The sequence below is a fragment of the Acetobacter estunensis genome, assembly GCF_019083805.1.
Taxonomy (GTDB): Bacteria; Pseudomonadota; Alphaproteobacteria; order Acetobacterales; family Acetobacteraceae; genus Acetobacter; species Acetobacter estunensis_A.
Genome location: NZ_JAHRDV010000005.1, coordinates 78,690 through 96,108, shown reverse-complemented (window position 1 = coordinate 96,108; position 17,419 = coordinate 78,690). Strand labels below are relative to the sequence as shown.

General features: G+C 57.0%; 21 protein-coding genes. 7 read left to right on the top strand and 14 right to left on the bottom strand.

Going from position 1 to position 17,419, the window contains the following annotated elements; all coding sequences use genetic code 11:
- Positions 1–466: 466 nt before the first annotated feature.
- The 10 genes from KUA11_RS08125 to KUA11_RS08080 all read right to left on the bottom strand — a co-directional run bounded on the left by KUA11_RS08125 (position 467) and on the right by KUA11_RS08080 (position 4,993).
- A complete protein-coding gene (locus KUA11_RS08125; protein WP_217409817.1) occupies positions 467–1,705 on the bottom strand; it encodes an AAA family ATPase in 1,239 nt (412 codons plus the stop codon).
- On the bottom strand, positions 1,702–2,517 hold the full coding sequence (locus KUA11_RS08120) for a bifunctional DNA primase/polymerase (RefSeq protein WP_217409816.1): 816 nt from the start codon (positions 2,515–2,517) through the stop codon (positions 1,702–1,704). Before KUA11_RS08120 ends, KUA11_RS08125 begins: the two co-directional genes overlap by 4 nt.
- A complete protein-coding gene (locus tag KUA11_RS08115; RefSeq protein ID WP_217409815.1) occupies positions 2,514–2,747 on the bottom strand; it encodes a hypothetical protein in 234 nt (77 codons plus the stop codon). The genes KUA11_RS08120 and KUA11_RS08115 overlap by 4 nt, the downstream gene beginning before the upstream one ends.
- The gene (locus tag KUA11_RS08110) at positions 2,744–3,163 is read right to left on the bottom strand and encodes a hypothetical protein (protein ID WP_217409814.1); all 420 of its coding nucleotides are present in this window, start codon (positions 3,161–3,163) and stop codon (positions 2,744–2,746) included. Before KUA11_RS08110 ends, KUA11_RS08115 begins: the two co-directional genes overlap by 4 nt.
- The gene (locus KUA11_RS08105) at positions 3,160–3,447 is read right to left on the bottom strand and encodes a hypothetical protein (RefSeq protein ID WP_217409813.1); all 288 of its coding nucleotides are present in this window, start codon (positions 3,445–3,447) and stop codon (positions 3,160–3,162) included. The genes KUA11_RS08110 and KUA11_RS08105 overlap by 4 nt, the downstream gene beginning before the upstream one ends.
- A 141-nt stretch (positions 3,448–3,588) precedes the next feature.
- Positions 3,589–3,783, bottom strand: a complete 195-nt coding sequence (locus tag KUA11_RS08100) for a helix-turn-helix transcriptional regulator (protein ID WP_217409812.1) — start codon at positions 3,781–3,783, stop codon at positions 3,589–3,591.
- Positions 3,784–3,848: 65 nt separating this feature from the next.
- Complete coding sequence (locus KUA11_RS08095; RefSeq protein WP_217409811.1) at positions 3,849–4,199, bottom strand: hypothetical protein; 351 nt, start codon at positions 4,197–4,199, stop codon at positions 3,849–3,851.
- Positions 4,153–4,500, bottom strand: coding sequence for a hypothetical protein (locus KUA11_RS08090; RefSeq protein WP_217409810.1), 348 nt, complete (start codon positions 4,498–4,500; stop codon positions 4,153–4,155). Before KUA11_RS08090 ends, KUA11_RS08095 begins: the two co-directional genes overlap by 47 nt.
- Before the next feature lie 44 nt (positions 4,501–4,544).
- Positions 4,545–4,826, bottom strand: a complete 282-nt coding sequence (locus KUA11_RS08085; RefSeq protein WP_217409809.1) for a hypothetical protein — start codon at positions 4,824–4,826, stop codon at positions 4,545–4,547.
- A complete protein-coding gene (locus KUA11_RS08080; RefSeq protein ID WP_217409808.1) occupies positions 4,823–4,993 on the bottom strand; it encodes a hypothetical protein in 171 nt (56 codons plus the stop codon). Before KUA11_RS08080 ends, KUA11_RS08085 begins: the two co-directional genes overlap by 4 nt.
- Positions 4,994–5,123: 130 nt before the next feature.
- Between KUA11_RS08080 and KUA11_RS08075 the strand changes: the two genes are divergently transcribed.
- The 3 genes from KUA11_RS08075 to KUA11_RS08065 all read left to right on the top strand — a co-directional run bounded on the left by KUA11_RS08075 (position 5,124) and on the right by KUA11_RS08065 (position 6,741).
- Positions 5,124–5,372, top strand: coding sequence for a helix-turn-helix domain-containing protein (locus KUA11_RS08075; protein ID WP_368040972.1), 249 nt, complete (start codon positions 5,124–5,126; stop codon positions 5,370–5,372).
- Positions 5,373–5,829: 457 nt separating this feature from the next.
- Complete coding sequence (locus KUA11_RS08070) at positions 5,830–6,345, top strand: plasmid recombination protein (RefSeq protein ID WP_217409806.1); 516 nt, start codon at positions 5,830–5,832, stop codon at positions 6,343–6,345.
- Between the two features lie 27 nt (positions 6,346–6,372).
- Complete coding sequence (locus KUA11_RS08065; RefSeq protein ID WP_217409805.1) at positions 6,373–6,741, top strand: hypothetical protein; 369 nt, start codon at positions 6,373–6,375, stop codon at positions 6,739–6,741.
- An 86-nt stretch (positions 6,742–6,827) separates the two neighbouring features.
- Here KUA11_RS08065 and KUA11_RS08060 read toward each other — a convergent pair whose 3' ends face one another.
- Together KUA11_RS08060 and KUA11_RS08055 are read right to left on the bottom strand one after the other, a co-directional pair.
- Positions 6,828–7,106 carry a hypothetical protein gene (locus tag KUA11_RS08060; protein WP_217409804.1) on the bottom strand — a complete coding sequence of 93 codons (279 nt, stop codon included), beginning with the start codon at positions 7,104–7,106 and terminating at the stop codon, positions 6,828–6,830.
- Positions 7,107–7,655: 549 nt separating this feature from the next.
- Entirely contained in the window at positions 7,656–8,852 is a 1,197-nt protein-coding gene (locus KUA11_RS08055) for a tyrosine-type recombinase/integrase (protein ID WP_217409803.1), read from the bottom strand.
- Between the two features lie 280 nt (positions 8,853–9,132).
- Between KUA11_RS08055 and KUA11_RS08050 the strand changes: the two genes are divergently transcribed.
- A complete protein-coding gene (locus KUA11_RS08050; RefSeq protein WP_217409802.1) occupies positions 9,133–11,148 on the top strand; it encodes a prolyl oligopeptidase family protein in 2,016 nt (671 codons plus the stop codon).
- A 137-nt stretch (positions 11,149–11,285) separates the two neighbouring features.
- On the opposite strand, the gene KUA11_RS08045 is transcribed toward KUA11_RS08050, so the two are convergent.
- Positions 11,286–12,017, bottom strand: a complete 732-nt coding sequence (locus KUA11_RS08045; RefSeq protein WP_217409801.1) for an SDR family NAD(P)-dependent oxidoreductase — start codon at positions 12,015–12,017, stop codon at positions 11,286–11,288.
- Between the two features lie 105 nt (positions 12,018–12,122).
- The gene (locus tag KUA11_RS08040; RefSeq protein WP_217409800.1) at positions 12,123–13,310 is read right to left on the bottom strand and encodes a glycosyltransferase family 4 protein; all 1,188 of its coding nucleotides are present in this window, start codon (positions 13,308–13,310) and stop codon (positions 12,123–12,125) included.
- A gap of 265 nt (positions 13,311–13,575) precedes the next feature.
- Here KUA11_RS08040 and KUA11_RS08035 point away from each other — a divergent pair, with 265 nt between their 5' ends.
- The 3 genes from KUA11_RS08035 to thrS all read left to right on the top strand — a co-directional run bounded on the left by KUA11_RS08035 (position 13,576) and on the right by thrS (position 17,277).
- Positions 13,576–14,343 carry a tetratricopeptide repeat protein gene (locus KUA11_RS08035; protein ID WP_217409799.1) on the top strand — a complete coding sequence of 256 codons (768 nt, stop codon included), beginning with the start codon at positions 13,576–13,578 and terminating at the stop codon, positions 14,341–14,343.
- On the top strand, positions 14,327–15,265 hold the full coding sequence (locus KUA11_RS08030; RefSeq protein WP_254454774.1) for a glycosyltransferase family 9 protein: 939 nt from the start codon (positions 14,327–14,329) through the stop codon (positions 15,263–15,265). Before KUA11_RS08035 ends, KUA11_RS08030 begins: the two co-directional genes overlap by 17 nt.
- Positions 15,266–15,348: 83 nt before the next feature.
- Complete coding sequence (gene thrS / locus KUA11_RS08025) at positions 15,349–17,277, top strand: threonine--tRNA ligase (protein ID WP_217409798.1); 1,929 nt, start codon at positions 15,349–15,351, stop codon at positions 17,275–17,277.
- Positions 17,278–17,419: the final 142 nt, after the last annotated feature.

The window sequence follows — 17,419 nt, the reverse complement described above, 5'->3', positions numbered from 1 at the left end:
CTACCGGCTTTCCGGTATCACATCCTCAGATGTGAGAAGCGCCTCGTGACAGGGAATTTCCGGCCACCGTGGCAAGAATTAAAGCTGACCACATCAGGCACCTTTTTGTCGCGCAGGCACGGACGCGCGTTTAGTCGATTTCTGAGAGCTTGAGGGTAAACAGGAATTTCCGTTCACCTCAAAAGGTAACCCCGAAAACCGCGCCACCCCGATCTGATCCATCTGGGTATCGTTTTCAGAAACGACCCCCTGAGACCGAAAACAGTCTCACCCCTGTTTTATGACCTCGCCGCAAACTCATTCCCCAAGTTTGGGGAATCCCTCCTCACATGGTCCAGATTTGGACCACCTCCCGCACGGAACTTGCACGGAACCTGCACGGGAAAATAGACCGCACGGATGGTCTATTTCCCTATAGGGTTCTGAGATCCATGCGTGCACGGATTATGCACGGAAGTTACACGGATCATTCCCCGTCGCCCGAGAGCCATTTCGCCGATGACGGGTGTCCATCATGAGACCTAATGCCTTGGGCTTTCGCATTGTTGGACCTCTTGAAAGTTTCAACTGTGCATCCCGATGCCAGCAAATGATCTAATGCAGCTCTCTGTGCCTTCTGTGAGGTAATGCCGTTCTCGACAAACAGGCGCCGAACCGATCGCGTGTCATTAGACAGTTTCGGACTCCATGGCCCCTCTGAAGAGCCTTTCGCAATCCCGGCCTCAATCACCACACGTTGCTCCAGCCCGACAGTGTCATCAGGCGGTGCCCACGGCAGCATCGCCGCCACACTGTCCCCGTTCGGCAGTTCATAGGCCTGACGCTCAAACCATTCTTCACGCCCGGTCGGTGCCGCGTTGATCTTGCCCGTATCGACCCGCGAGAAATAACGCCTATGGTCAGCCGGCACGCTGAAACTGTCCGCTTCCTGCTCGGTCATGACCGCAACGGTGACAACGACACGGGCCGCTCCAATGATCGAGGACGCACCACGTGCGATATCAGGGTTTCCAGCGATGCCCGCCGATCCTTTGCGGGTGTGATGCAACAGGACCACGGCCATGTCGTAACGGATCGCAAGGCTTCGGAAGTAAGCCATCACCGCACGAATGGCAGTATTGTCGTTTTCCTCCATCTCGTGGAGTTCCACCAAGGGATCGAGGATGAGCACGTCGGGCTTCTGTTCCTCAATCAGGGCTTGAAGCTGCTCCATCGCAGGTGTGGCGATTATGCCCCCACCTTCCGCCGTGCGAAGCAGTGTGCCGATGCCTTCGGTGCTGACACGAAACAGACCATTCGTCAGGTCTGACGGCTGCTTTCCCACGGGACGCAGGGCTGCCGAGAAACGCCGCTTCTGCTCGTCGTTGTCGTCCTCCGTGTTGTAGGTGACGACCTTGCAGCACTGGACCGGATTGAGACGCCCATACCGCTCGCCCAGCACAAGAGATGTCGCCCAGCCGACCATCAGCATGGATTTGCCCGCCGCAGGCTCACCGACCACAACCGTGACGGCGCCGCGCAGAAGCAGGCCCGGCGCGATCCAGGGACGAGGGGCGATGTCATTCTCGTCCCATTCGTCAGCATCGATCAGTAAAGGTGTTCCCGTTACGGAGATGTTTTCGAAAGGAGGAGCCTTGGTGGGACGCTCCTCCACTTTGCGAAACCCGCTTTCGACGGCTGCGCCGATATCCACGGCTTCGCTCATCCCGCCATCGCCGCCCGCAGCGCGGACCTGATGGTGGCTTCAATCTCCAGCTTGGCAAGCCCAGCCTGCAACCCAGCAGCGGCCATAGCCTCGGCAATCTGTCCAGCCGTCAGATGTCCGCTGGCAATGTATTTAGCGAGACCGAAGGTTTCACCATTCAAGGTAGCGTTCCGCGCGCCTTCAGGGGCAGATGCGACAGCAGAAACAGCAGCCCGCACGGCGCCCTGCATATACCGGCCCGCATCCCGCAATCCGTTTTCGACCTTTCGCAGATCAGCGACAGGCGGGGGCGGTGGAAGCGCCATCCCTGCCAGCCACGCAGGCCATGGGGCAGCGGGCGAACGGTCCACGATTGGCAGGCCAGTCGCCGGCCACCAGATGATGAAGCCACCGTTGCCGCGCACATCGACGCCGGGCGCGATCCGGCTGGCACTGTTGCGTGTTCCCTCACGGTGCCGGAGCAGAAGATGCAGGCCGCCCGAGCGCGTACGGTGGGTCCGTGTTGCCGGGACGCGAGTGCAATGCTCAGCGTACCAGTCGTCTCCGCCCTTGCCCCAGTCGAGATACACAACATCAAAGCCTGACGCTGATCCTGTCACCACTCCGATCAGGGGGCCGGGATATGTGCGCCAGAGGATCAGCACGTCCTCAGGATGCCTTGTGGCCAACTCACCCCATTTGCAGGTTGGGCGCTTGTCCTCGCCACAGGGAAAGACGATCAGACCATGCCGTGCGAGGCGTTCTGCTTTGAAGGCAACCTCTTCGTAAACGAGATTACTGCTGCGTTCAGGCATTTTCAGAGAGGCGCTCATTTCGCACCTCCCTTCTCGACCGCCATCCGACGCAGGAATGCTGCGATCTCGCTTGCTGCGCGTGCCTTACAGCCGTGGATGTGGGCTACTTCGTGGTTATCAATGTCTTTCCAGGCATCGGTCGCACAAATCCGCTGGATCTCATCAAAGGAGATTCTTGTATTCTCGCTCTGGAACTGGTCACAAATTTCGGCTGCAATCAGCAACCCGGGGATGAGGACGTCGCTCATACGTCGTCCTCCCGTCCAAGGTGATAACGCCCCATGGAGATGAGGTTCTGGAATCGCTCCTCAGGTGTCATGCCCTCATGGAGCACGTCACAGGCACCCGTGAGCGCCATGCAGTAGGCGTCTTCAAAGTCCTGCCGGACGAGACCGAGGCGCTGAAAAGCCCTGATCGCTCCCTGCGCCACGAAATGCGGCGCAATTAGCACCGCTCCAGCAGAGGTCTGGATAGTGCGGACATCATCTTGAAATTGACCTGAGGCCGTCATGCTGAGGAATACTTCCTGCGCATCCTCCGGCAAAGCCGCGGCTGACACGAGATCGGCGCAGGCGTGCCACGGAAATGCGAGAACCCCATTGGGCGCACGGAAGAAGCGGATAGCGCGGCCATTCACCTGACCAGTGTACAGAGGCTCGATCATGCGTTGCCTCCTTGCGTACAAAACGAAGCTTTGTTCAGGACAGAAAAGTGTCGTGTAGCAATGAGGAAAGTGCGTTCCAGCTCAACTTCGATTACATCTTGATCAATGGAATGGCGTTCCATGAAAAGCCGAGAAGCTTCGATCATAAGAGGAAGAGTGTGAGCAAACTCCAATATGGTGAGATCGGCTTTTTGCATCACTTCAGCCAAGGTTTCGCCGATTATCTCCAGAGAAAGATGATCTCGTTTGGCAATAGGGGACCGTTCCCGTTTTTCAGGGTTCATTTTGCGTACTCCATGGCACGCGCTACGATTTTTCTATGGACAGACCGATCCAAAGTCCGCTATCAGGAGGGTGTTAGTTGCCTCACGATGCTGGATGTTTTGGATCGCCGTCCTGTTTAACCGCAGGCGGCGTTTCTGTTTTCAGGCAGCACTCTGGCGCAGAGATGCGAGCCATTTCTCATAGCTTTCGACTGTGATCAGCGTCCGGCTGCCAACCTTCACCCGCTCAAGCATCGTGTTCCGATAAACAGTGGCTCGGCTCAAACACGTCTCGTGCATGATGTCTTCAATTCGCAGGAAGCGGCGTCCCTGACTGTCTGGATGGGGAATGTTCATTGTGAGATGCCTCCGTTGCACTGTATGTGTCGTGGCGTTCTTAATCCAACACGAACCGCCAAAAGTCAGACAAACTTGAGATTGGAGTTTTTCCTTTTTTCGCTTCTAATGGCTTTCACTACCGCTTCAGGTTCGAATGTTTTACCGATATCTGCATAGATTTCATCTAAGCTTCGACATGTTATTGTCACCGCAGGAGAAGTCGGCTTTCCAGCCCCATGCTTGCTTCTTGGTTGAAATTTTCTAAGTATTTCAAGTGTATAATGAGCCACAAGAAGCGCCTCTCCGTGCCAATATCCTCTTGGATTTACTGGATTCTGAATGGCGGACTGAAACAATTCGCTTGCTTTAATCAGTTTCTGAACCGCATCAAAAACAACCTTTAATGCTTCTTGTTTTTTTTTCAAAATCCTCAACCAACATGTCTTTCATTGGATCTTTTCGTAAATCCAAAAGAACTTTCTCTCCATTTTCTATCCACCGAGGGAATACATCATGTATTGTTGAAATTGCTATTTTTACTTTTTTTGACTCTAGATTTTTTAGACGGACTGTTTCTTCCGGCACAAAATTCGGCAACTCTGGCGGGTGTTTTTTTGCCATTATATAGTGAGCCAAATTGAATATTTCGTCAGAGTTTGGATCAACATTGATTCCTTCGGTAGAAAACCACGACACGACAAGAGACACGTAAGAGGGAAGATCTGTTTTGCTCATTACGTCTTCCTTTCATCTTCAATCTGAACTGAAGCACTCATACCTCACTGCCCCCAACCACCGCGGGATGATCGGCTTTTTTTGGCATCAATCAAAACCTTCTGTTTTGGCTGCGCTATGGCTTTAGCGCGCTTGGCCTTCTCCGCCTGCACGTCATCCCAGAATTGGACCAGTGCACGCGCACCTTCACGCAAGCGCTGCTCTTTCTCCTCAATGGAGAGATCGTCGTTGAAGGGCGCGGCACCGGCATGGATAAGCATCCAATTCGCCTCGTTGTCCGGGATACGCTCGCTGCGCTCCATCTTGGCCGGGATCAGCGCGCTCACCGTAACGCCTCCACTGCATAGGCATGGCCGGACGTGACAGGATCGGATGAGCCCAACCCGACGATGGACAGGACGATGAGGAAAGGAACGAGGATCGCCGCCACAATGTTGGCGCATGTCTCCGCTGCCCGCTCCACGGCGGGTGTGCTATGGGCGTTTTTAGCCATTGCCGAATTCATCCTTCGGTTGTGGTTAGGCCGGGCTAGAGAGCTGCAACTCTCTGTCCGTCCGATGTTGGCCTTTCAGCCAATGTCAGATATAATAACTGACATAGCCCAAAGTCAACTGTGAGAACCAATGTTGGATATAAAACCTGAGCAATGCCTTGGAGCGCGTGCCATGCTGAGACTGACGCGTGGCGATTTGGCAGACGCAGCTCAGGTGGCAGTGGCGACTTTAGCGGACTTTGAAGCTGGCAAACGCACTCCCCATCCACGTACCCTCTCTGCCATACGCACTGCCCTAGAATCCGCTGGCGTGGAATTCATTGCTGAGAATGGCGGCGGCGCCGGAGTGCGACTGAAGAAAGAACGCGGTGAGGCCTAAACCCCCCACTCCATTCGTCTCTTGATGTTCATTACCGTTGACGGCGCGACACCGATCTTCTGAGCCACTTGTCGCAGGGTCATTTTCTTTCCTCTGGCCGTGCTCAATATTCGACGCACTGCCGCACGTCGTTGAGTGGCCGTGGTCAGTTTCGATGGCAGAGTGGCCCGCGTCGGTCGCTTTTGCTGTTGCTCGGCCCACACCTTCAGACACTCGCAATCGCGACATTCCCATAAAGTGTTCACGGCTCGTTTTCCCTCTTACATGCTGGCGTCGAAGGCCGTCTGTTCGATTCAAACAATACCGCATTTTCAAGAAAAATGGCCGAAAACAGCCATTTTTCGTCCGATCCAACCCTTAGTCGGTTACTAAGGGTTAGCAATCTGCTGAGGGGCAATCTCCCGACTCGGGGAAAACTCAGTCTCTCTTGCATAGGTTCCGTGGCACAGAATCGTCCATGACGATGCAATTCATCCACGCGGAAACCTACGGCAGAGCCCCCAACGCACAAGGGCAGTCAGTCAGATTCGTCCTCGCAGAAGCGGGAAGGGCCGAGTGGGCCTGCGCTCACGTGCGACGGCCTCAGCCGCCACGGGTGCTCTACGGACTATCGCCGGCCGACGTGGAGCGGGAACACAACCGGCGTGTAGAGGATGCCCGACTGGCGACTTCCACTGGCCCTCGCAGGCTCCGCACCAACCAGCACACTCTTCTGACTGTGGTGGCCAGTTTTCCTGCCACGGGCAAATCCGATCGCTGGCCGCAAGCGGTATGGCAATGGCTTGAAGACACGATAGCGTGGCTGCTGGCGCAGTTCGGAGACGCGCTGCTCAGCGTGGTACTGCACACAGACGAGGGGTATCCCCATCTCCACGCGTTCGCTCTCCCCACAGACCCACAGATGAAAGCGCGCTCATTGCATCCCGGCGCTCGGGCCAAAAACGAGGCCCGCCAACAGGGAGCTGCCAACTGAGAGGGAGATATCGCGTACCGGCGTGCAATGCGGGCGTGGCAGGACGATTTCTGGAGTACGGTCAGCTGCAAGTACGGTCACACACGCAGCGGTCCAAAACGCGAACGTCTGACACGAGCCGAATGGAAGGCGCGACAGGAAGAAGCTATCAAGATTCAGCGCCTGAAGGCCGATATTGAGCGTGACAAATCCCAGATGTTGCCGCGGTTCGACCTGATTCTCCAAGACATCCGAGATGATCTCGAACGAAGATATCGCGGGCAGATCGAACGGCTCATCCAACAGCTACAGAACGAAGCCAAAAGAGCCGATGACGCCGAGAGCCGCCTCGCCGTTCTTCTCTCGTCCGTCGAAGAAAAGCCTCCTCCACCGGAAGAAGGGGTAAACCCGCCATGATCACAGAGAGCCCCGGCCTATGATGGGGGTCTGCCCAAATTTGGACATACCTCTATTTGCAGCGATACACCGGACGACAGCGCCGGTCAGACTGATGTCTCAGCCTCGACCACACGCAGACGCGGCAACACCCGCTTTCTGCCTCGGCGACCGACGCCAGATGGCGGAGCTTTAGGACGACTGCCCATGCTCTCTGAGAGCAGCCGATACACACGGTACCAGTGATCTACTGCATCGGTCAGCCCAAGCTGGTGAGCACGCTCCAAACGATCTCCGGCAACGGTGCGCGCCGCCAGACCATAAAGCCCGACTAACTGTCCCGCTTCGGTCTCTGGTGAGTCTGCCTTTTCCTTTGAATCCATCATCGTGCACCTCCGCCGCCAATCGTCGGCCAACATGGTAAACGAATGGTTAAGATTAACGGGCTTTCACGCACTATTTACCGACTTGCAGGCCTGTCCCAACTCCCTCAAATCTGAGGAGGTAGAGCACTGCCGTTTCAAGGCGGTGGGCATAGGTGCGGACAGATGAATACTGTGTTAGGGACGCAAAGTACACGCGTCGGGAAGCCAGATTTTATCGGCGGAAATGACAACCATTCTGAATTACTTAAGGAAAAGATGTAGCGATGGGAACCGTAACTAATTTTCATCACGGAGCAACTAGAAGGAGAGCGCGTGGAGGTATATTAACATTTACTAGATCCGGCGTAATTTTACCAAGATTCTTCGGTGGATTCATCGAAATCGATTTTCACAGGTTCCGATTGACAACATGTGTTACAAATTCATTAAGTTCAACAGCCTACGTCGCATTAATCGGTAAATATTGTAGCACACTTCACTATTCAGGTAGATCTCTTAAATGCAAGGTAAAAGTTCACATAAATACTTCGATGTGTATAGAATTTTTTATTAAATAATGACACTCGACCACTTCCCCATCATCTCCCGTCGCTTTTCGAACAGATCCCCGCGTCGATAAGCGGCTTCCACCTTGTTGCTGATGACGTGAGCCAGCGCCATCTCAGCCACCTCATTCGGGTAATCCGTCTCTTCGGCTGCCCAGTCGCGAAATGTGGAGCGCAGGCCGTGCACGGTGACGTCTTTCGTGCCCGCTGCAATATGAAGCGCCTTGGATAGAGCCACATCTGACAGTGGCCTGCCCCGCTTCTGGCCGGGGAACACCAAGTCACCGGCTCTCTCATCGCGCAGAGGCAACACTTCCCGCAGGACAGCCACAACTCCCTCAGACAATGGCACGCGATGCTCCCGGCCCATCTTCATGCGGTGAGCTGGTACGGTCCACACGCGGGCCTTCAGGTCGATCTCTGACCATGTGGCGTTACGGACTTCGCCAGAGCGGGCGGCAGTCAGGCAGGTGAATCGCACGGCCTTGGCAGCCACGCCCTGAGATTCAGCCAGAGCGGCCATAACGTGGCCAATGTCTTTTCGATCGGCGGCAGCGAAATGGCCACTCTTCATCACCTTGGACGGTGGAGCAAGAATGGCTGACAGATGACCTTTCCAGCGGGCCGGGTTCTCACCGGTTCGCCAGCCCTGTGCACGAGCATAGTCGAGGATCCGCTCGACGCGGCCTCGAACACGGGTGGCGGTCTCTGTCTTTTCTGTCCAGATAGGCTTCAACACGGCTTCAATGTCTGCCGTGTCGATCAGTTTGACCGGTTTCTCCCCGCATGTGGGGTAGACGTATTGTTCGAGTGAACTGGTCCAGACTGATGCTGCTCGCGGATCACGCCAGCCGGGTTTCTGTGACTCGATGTAGCGCTCAGCCACGGCCTGCAAGCTGATGGTGGTTTCACGCTTGCGGTCGGCATCGTCGCTGCGCCGCTGTTCGAGAGGGTCTATCCGCTGATTGACCTGGCGACGGCTTTCGGCAGCAAGAGTCCGGGCTTCGGCCAGAGACACATCATAGGCCGATCCGAGGCTCATTTCCCGGCGCTTGTCCGTGACTGGCGACTTGTAGCGGAAGGTCCAGATGCGGGAAGCTCCCCGGACGACCAGCCAGAGGTTTCCGCCGTCTGCAAGATCACCCTCCTTATGGGCGGCAACTTGACGAGCTGTCAGACGGTGTGGTGCGAGCCGACTCATAACCCTGCGTGTCCTGTTTCGTGTCCCTCTTAAAACATGCGTTTAGCAGAGTCGCGAAGAAACGTACAGAGAAATGTTATTCGATAACTATCTGTGTTTTATCACGATTCGTGACGCTTTCTGAAACGCCCTGAGATGCGGGTTAGGCGGAGATTGGCTCCACCAGTTCCCTTTTTCTCTTACATAATCCTGCTCTGCGTTATTCTTCCGTCAAGGTGAATGAACGACACTGCCGCGCACTAAGGGCTGTCGCTGTCTTTTCCCAGACGTGGAGACGTTTATGAAGCGCCAGCTTCTCATTCTGGCCACGATGTGTGCGGGTCTATGCCTGACAGGCGACAACTTTGCACAGGCTGCGACTGTTCCCCCCGTTCAACAGGACGGGCATGGCAAAGACACCCCGAAGGATCCGACCGATCCAAGCCTGCGAACCGAGCAGCAGCTCGGTGGTTCCATGCTGTTTGAGGCTCTTTATCAGAAGGCCCTGACAGTGCTGCGCGATCCACGCCGGCTGGAGCATCCCACATTCCTTGCGGGCCATATCTGGGATTTCTGGCAGGATGCCGGTCATCCACGCGGCATATGGCGCCAGACGACTTTGGCGTCGTTTCGCACGCAGCTTCCGGGATGGCGGACGAAGCTCGATCTGGACCGTCTCTCGAAGGACGAGCACCGGGACTGGGTCTTTCATGGCGCGATCTGTCTGCAACCAAAAGAACGCTATTGTCTGATAGAACTTTCCGAAAAGGGGCGTGAAGATCGCACCCTGCGGGAATATGACACACAGGCGGGTCTGTTCATCTCGAATGGTTTCACGTTTTACGGGAAAAATCTGTCCGTTGCCTGGGTAGACCGTGACACGCTTCTTGTTTCACAAAATGAGGAAACATCGAAAAAAGATAATGAGAATTCGGTTTCTGTTGTTCGTCGTATCATAAGAAACCAGAATTTTTCGCAGGCGCTGGAAATTGCGCGCGCTCAATCGGCTGGCAGTATGTTCCATCCGCTGAATGTGGTGGATAGCGATGGACAAAGTCTTCTTCTTCTCCAGAAGAGTCTTCCGGAAAATGCGACGAAGTTTGGTCTACTCGATGGAATGGACACGGCATTTCATGGGGACGGTTCCGGTCATGTGAAGTGGTTGGATCTTCCCGAACGGATTGATTTTGTGGGAATGATGCGGGGACAGTTGGTCTTTTCGCTGCATCAGGACTGGTTCTCTCCAGATGGAGGACGTGTTCGTACGGGAAGCCTCATATCGGTCGATCCTGAAAGCAAGGACAAGATCATTTCGATTTTGTTTTCTGCCGGCGAAAAAGAGGATATTCTTGAAACATCCGTTATACATGATGGAATTGTCGCTGTTTTTCGTCATGATGGTGACACTCACGCTGTTCTGTTTCTGGCATCACCTACCGAACATGTGACATGGACGCATCGGGATATTCCGTTACCAAAGCAAGAAGCGATTCATATCGCGGCGTCAGATGTCGCGTCGGGTCAATTTCTTCTCGAGACGGAAGGTTTTCTCGATCCACCCCATATCTGGCTCATGCAGCCAGATATGGCGCAGCCTTTTGTTATCAGACAGTCACCACCACTCTTTGAAAGCACTTCGCTGACTGTGGAACATTTCACCACCGCTTCCGCAGATGGTTTACAGAGTCCATATTTTCTCGTGCACCCAGTGGGCATGAAAAAGGATGAGAAAAATCCAGTTATTCTTATGACTTCTGGAGATGTCGGGTCTTTGCAACCTTCTGCTTATGATTCTGTTATGGGAAGTCTCTGGCTGGAAAGAGGCGGTGTACTGGCCGTGGCCGATATCGGGAAAGATGGACATGAAGTGGAGAGGTTTGCGTCTGTTGGGCGCGATCTGTCGGCACGCCACATAACAACCGCTGCACATCTGGGAATAAAAGGGCGTCCGACAGAAGGGTTGCTGATGAGCCAGGCTTTTGTCCGTTATCCTTCCTTGTGGAACGCGGTTGTCATGAACATGTCATCACCGGATAAAACAGACACGAAACACTCTGAATATGACACTATTTTTGATGGAATGAAGGAGGGTGTCCATTATCCGGAACCTTTTATTGTGTCCTCCTTGTTGGATGATGCGACCAATCCGGTAGGAGTTCGTTCTCTTGTTGCGCATCTCAATGCGCTGTCTCTTCCATTCTTTTATGACAATGGAAGCAGGAATGAAGAATCTGATACGAACGATGCTGAAAAGACGGCACGTGAACAGGCGCTTGAAACCGTTTATCTGATGCAACGGCTTGCTGAGACGCACTGAATAAAGACGACGGTTTTCGTAATGTTGTGGAGTGTCCGGGCGCTGCCCAGACCCGAAAGAGATCGTAGATCCCCTAATGGTTTCCAAAGGTCCGCAACCTTTGGCGGGTCAAAGGCAGTAGAACAGGGCGCTCCGGATCAGGCTGTCAGTCCACCATCCACACTCAGCGCCGCCCCTGTAATGTAGGACGACTGCGGACTGGCAAGAAAACCTGTGAAACTGGCGATGTCCGCCACTTTGCCATAACGCGGTATGGCAAGAACGGCGCGCAGGGCATCGGCGGCGGCGCCGTCTTCGGGATTGAGGTCAGTGTCGATCGGACCGGGCTGGATGACATTGACGGTGATGTCCTTTGGGCCCAGATCGCGGGCCAGTCCCTTGGCAAAACCGACAAGACCCGCCTTGGTCGCGGCGTAGATCGAGATACCGGGCACCGGCACGCGCTCGCCAAAGGCCGATCCCATGAGGATGATGCGTCCACCGGATTTCATCACGCGCGCAGCCTCTACGGCTTCGATCATCACGCCGCGCATGTTCAGATCGAGCGTCTTGACGATGTCCTCACGTGTCATGGTGTCGGGACCGCCATAGGGATAGGCGCCAGCATTGCAGACCAGCACATCCACCCGCCCCAGAGCGTCCACGACCTTGCCCACCAGAGAACTGTTGTCCTCGATATTGCCGCCATCGGAGCGGATGGCGATGGCGCGACGACCGAGTTTTTCTGCCATGTCGGTCACGCGCTTGGCGGCCTCCGCATTGCGGGCATAGGTAATGGCAATGTTGAAGCCGTCCTTGGCAAGACGTTCGGCAATGGCAGCACCGATGCCGCGGCTGCCGCCGGTAATGATGGCAACACGATCTGTCATGGGAAATATCCTGTCCTGTTCGCGAACGAAGCGGGGCCAACAGCAGGCCTGCCGTCACTGTGTGCCTCTAACACGCATGAGAAGAGGCCGCGACCGGCAGGCCGCTCAACTTTCCGAGGCAAGGGCCTGCTCGCGCATATGCGTGCCCAGCAATTCATCATACACCCCCAGTGTCGTCAGTTGCAGGTTGCGTGTGGTGTAGTGGGCCAGCACATTGTCGCGGGCACGCTGCCCCATGGCCGCGCATTGGTCATCGCTGGCTTCCAGCGTGGCGGCGATCATGCGTGCAAGATCGGCCGCGTCTCCAGGTCTAAAGAGGATGCCTGTTTCTCCGTGGGTCACGGTTTCCATGGCCGCTCCATGGGCCGCCACAATGACCGGACAGGCCATGGCCTGCGCCTCTACCACCACGCGACCGAAGGGTTCGGGGCGAAGCGAGGGCACTACGACCAGTCCTGCCAGCAGCAGCGCGGCAGGCATGTCCGCGCAATGTCCGCCAAAACGGATGCGCCCGCTCAGCTCCCGTGCCTGTGCGGCCAGAATCTGAGGAAAGTCCGAGCGCTCAGGCGCTGTGCCAACGAACACACAGGTCCATGGTGTGTGGGTCATCCTTTCGCGGGTCATGAGTGCGAGGGCGTCAAGCAGGAGCCCCTGCCCTTTCCACTCTGTCAGTCGTCCGGGCATGAGGATCAGAACGGAATCATCCTCGATGCCCCAACTGTCCAGAAGAGCCTGCATGCGATTGCCACTCACATGGCTTGGGTCGAACTGCCGGATATCCGCGCCCCGTGGGATCACGCGCAGACGGTCTTCCGGAACGTCATATTCACTGCGGAGCCGATGGGCGATGAAGCGACTGATGGCGATCACCCTGTCTCCGGCGGCGAGCACGGAATTGTAGAACTTCTTGGCGCGTGTCGTGGCGTTGTGAACGCCGTGCCATGTTGTCACGAACGGTGTGCCGGTTTGCTTGCAGGCGCGATGCGCCACCCATGCCGGGATTCGGGAACGGGCGTGAACCAGATCGACCTTTTCCCGTCGAATCAGGCGTTTGAGATGCAGAGTGTTGGACAGAACGGCCAGTGGCGATTTTCGCCCAATGGACAGTGTGACATGCCGGCCGCCCGCGCGTTCCACCATCGGTGCGAGCCTGCCGCCAGCGCTGGCCACTAGTGCCTGTCCACCACCGCGCGTAATCGCCTCAACCATCTCGATGGTGCCACGTTCCACCCCGCCACTCTCAAGCGCAGGCAGGACTTGAAGGATGGTAGGGCAGTGAGACGGCACATGCATGATGAATCCGGATAGCATGCTCTGTCAGGGACTGCATCCGCAGGGGTTGACCCATCATGGTCTCGGACGGTCAATGGCGGATATGTCTGTTGCTCTTCCATTCTCAGTGTCCCCGGTTCTGTTGCGAATGCCACCGAAGGCGTGGGCACAGAGCAAGAGAGGAGTATGTCTGGGTCTTCTGTTCCTGACTCTGGGCCTCTTTTTGTCCAATTCACCGGGATGGGCGGCACGGACTTCCAGCAAGCCGGCAGACACGCGAAACATCTTGCCGTCCTTCTCCTTTTCCGAATGTCTGGCATTGCTGGATGAGGATCCGTCGGACGTGGAGGACTATGTGGCGTCGCACGCCTCTGCGGGCGATGAACGGGCAGTTCGCCATTGCTCGGCCCTCTCGAACGTGCTGCTTGGCAATGCGCCGCTGGCTGCGGAAGAGCTTGACCGGCTGGCGCGGGATAGGAGACGGGGACCGCAGGAAACGGAAGACAGTTCACCCGAAGAGCGGGCCGATGTGGCCGCCGATGCCGCACGCGCATGGCTGGCGGCAGACCAGCCCGGGAAGGCCTTGGCGTCCAGCGATTACGGGTTGGAACTTGAGCCTGAGTCGGTTGTCCTGCATCTCCTGAAAGCCCGTGCGTTCCTGCGTCTGAAAGAACCGGAACAGGCCTTGCGGGTTCTGTCCGCTCTTGGCAACGATCCAATCCTCGCGTCCGAGACGCATCGCCTGCGCGCTTCCGCCGAACTGGCGCTAAACCAGCCTGAGCAGGCCAATCGTGATGTGGCCCTCTCACTGGCGGCCGATCCGGATGATCCGGCAGCCCTGCTCGATCGAGGCATCATCCGGCAGCGCTTGAACGATCTGGTGGGCGCTCAGGCCGACTGGCAGCGCGTCATCGACCTCGCTCCGGATTCCCATGAAGCGGATCTTGCCCGGCAGGATCTGGACGTGCTTGCCGCCGATCCGGATGCGTTGCCGCCCAGTCATGAAACGGTGTCCTCAGGCATGGCGGCAGCCGCTCATGCGGCCACGCCGTGATACGCGCATGAAGGCTCATCCGAGGCGTGTTCTGGTCATCCGACTGGGGGCACTGGGCGATTTCGTGCAGAGTTTTCCGGCTTTCGCGGCCATTCGCGCTCACCATTGCGAAGCAGAGATCACACTGCTGACCACGGCACCTTTTCGCGAACTGGCCGAAGCCAGCCCGTGGTTCGACCGCGTGGAGATCGATGCACGCCCACGTCTGACGGATCTTGCGGGCATGAAACGTCTGCGGGCGCAGTTGCGTGGGTATGATCTTGTCTACGATCTCCAGACCTCCAGTCGTTCGAGCTGGTATTATCGCGTGGCCCGAAAACCCGCTTGGTCCGGCATTGCGAAAGGCGCCTCTCTGCCGCACGCCAATCCGTGGCGCGATGAAATGCACACGCGCATGCGTCAGCGCGATCAGCTTTGCATGGCGGGGATTGGCACCGTGCCGGACGCGGATCTGACATGGCTCACGGCAGGCGGTCCGGTTCTCGATGCTCCTTATGCGTTGCTCGTTCCGGGGGCGGCACCTCATCGCCCGGCCAAGCGCTGGCCTGCAGTGCAGTTCGGAAAATTGGCGTCGCGACTGGCCGGACGTGGGATACGGCCTGTGGTGGTCGGCGCGAAGGGCGATGCGGAACTGGCGGCCGTGATCCGCGCCAATTGTCCCGAGGCGCTGGATCTGACGGGGCGCACGTCCTTGCTCGATCTGGGCGGTCTGTGCGCCCGCGCGGCACTGGCCGTGGGCAACGATACCGGCCCCATGCATATGGCCGCCGCTATGGGTTGTCGCTGCGTGGTGCTGTTTTCAGCCGAGAGCGATCCGGCTCTGACCGCCCCCCTTGGTCTCGCGGCAGGGCAGGTGGACGTGATACGGGTACACGATATGGCAACTCTTTGCGTGGACAGGGTTGTCTCGATCCTTGGCTGACGCCATTAAGATCGGCTTTTTCCTTCAAGGACAGCCAATGAGGGCTGCCTGTTCACACCCTACCCCTGCTGTGGAGTGCTCCCATGCCTGCCATCACCCTGCCCGACGGTTCCGTTCGCCCGTTTGATGGGCCGGTGACGGGCACGGAGATTGCCGCGTCCATCGGCCCCGGTCTGGCCAAGGCCGCTCTTGCCATCGAGGTGGATGGCAAGCTGCGCGACATGGACCGCACTATCGAGCACGATGCCTCCATCCGTTTCATCACCCGCAAGGATGAAGAAGCGCTGGAGATGATCCGTCATGATGCCGCCCATGTGCTGGCGGAAGCCGTGCAGTCACTGTTTCCCGGCACACAGGTGACCATCGGGCCATCCATCGAGAACGGTTTCTATTACGATTTCTACCGCAACGAACCCTTCACGCCCGAGGATTTCGCGGCGATCGAAAAGCGGATGCACGAGATCGTGGCGGCCAGGACACCGTTCACCCGTGAGGCTTGGCCGCGTGATGAGGCAATCCGGTTTTTTGAGGATCGCGGCGAGCGCTTCAAGGCCGAGCTGATCCGCGATCTGCCCGAGGACGAGGAAATCTCGATCTACCGTCAGGGGGAGTGGCTCGACCTCTGCCGTGGCCCGCATCTGCGCACCACCGCCGATGTCGGTAATGCCTTCAAGCTGATGAAAGTGGCGGGTGCTTACTGGCGCGGTGATCATCGCAACCCGATGCTGACACGTATCTACGGCACGGCATGGCGCGACAAGAAGGAACTGGAAGCGCATCTGCACCAGCTTGAGGAAGCAGAGCGCCGCGACCATCGCCGTATCGGCAAGGAGATGGATCTCTTCCATATTCAGGAAGAAGCTGTGGGGCAGGTGTTCTGGCACGCCAAGGGTTGGCGCCTTTATACGGCATTGCAGGATTACATGCGTCGTGCCCAGACACGCGCGGGCTATGAAGAGGTGCGCACGCCGCAGCTTGTGGATCGTGCTCTGTGGGAGGCCTCCGGTCACTGGGACAAATATCGTCACCACATGTTCATCGCGACCGTGGAGGACGAGGACAAAACCCTCGCTCTCAAGCCGATGAACTGTCCGTGCCATGTGCAGATCTTCCGCCACGGCTTGCGGTCTTATCGCGAACTGCCGCTGCGTATGGCGGAGTTCGGCGCGTGTCACCGCTACGAGCCGTCGGGCTCGCTGCACGGTATCATGCGGGTGCGTGGTTTCACGCAGGATGACGCGCACATCTTCTGCACCGAAGACCAGATCGCCGACGAGACCGTGCGCTTCGTGGCCATGCTCTCGGAGGTGTATAAAGACCTCGGCTTTGAGCATTTCCGTATCAAGTTCTCGGACCGTCCGGAACAGCGTGCCGGTTCCGATGAGGTCTGGGACAAGGCTGAGACTGCGCTCAAAGAGGCGTGCGAGATCGCGGGCGTGGAGTATGAATACAACCACGGCGAAGGCGCGTTCTATGGTCCCAAGTTGGAATTTGTACTGCGTGACGCCATCGGGCGTGACTGGCAGTGCGGCACGTTGCAGGTGGACCTTGTGCTGCCTGAGCGTCTAGACGCCACCTATATCGGTGAGGACAGCGCACGACATCGTCCTGTCATGCTGCACCGTGCCATTCTTGGTTCGTTCGAACGATTCATCGGTATCCTGATCGAGCAGCACGCCGGTAAGTTCCCGCTGTGGCTGGCACCTACGCAGGTGGTCGTGGCCAGTATCGTGAGCGATGCGGCACCCTATGCGGAAGAGGTTGTGACGCGGCTGCGCAAGGCCGGTCTCACGGTTGAGGCCGATACGCGCGCGGACAAGATCAACGCCAAGATCCGCGAGCACAGTCTGGCGCGTGTGCCGGTCATTCTGGTGGTGGGCCGCAAGGAAGCGGAGGCGGGCACTGTCGCCATGCGTCGTCTTGGCGGGGCGGATCAGGAAATGTTGACGCTGGATGAGGCTGTGACACGACTGAGTGAAGAGGCCAAAGCGCCGGATATCCGGCGAGCCTGAATATCTCCAGAATGTAGAATATGAGAAAACCCGGCATGAGATTTCGTGCCGGGTTTTCTTTTTGTGCAAGTGATGTTCAGAGAAGAATAGGAATTGACGAATATTCTTCTCTGTTACTTTATGTCAATTATGACAGAAGAGC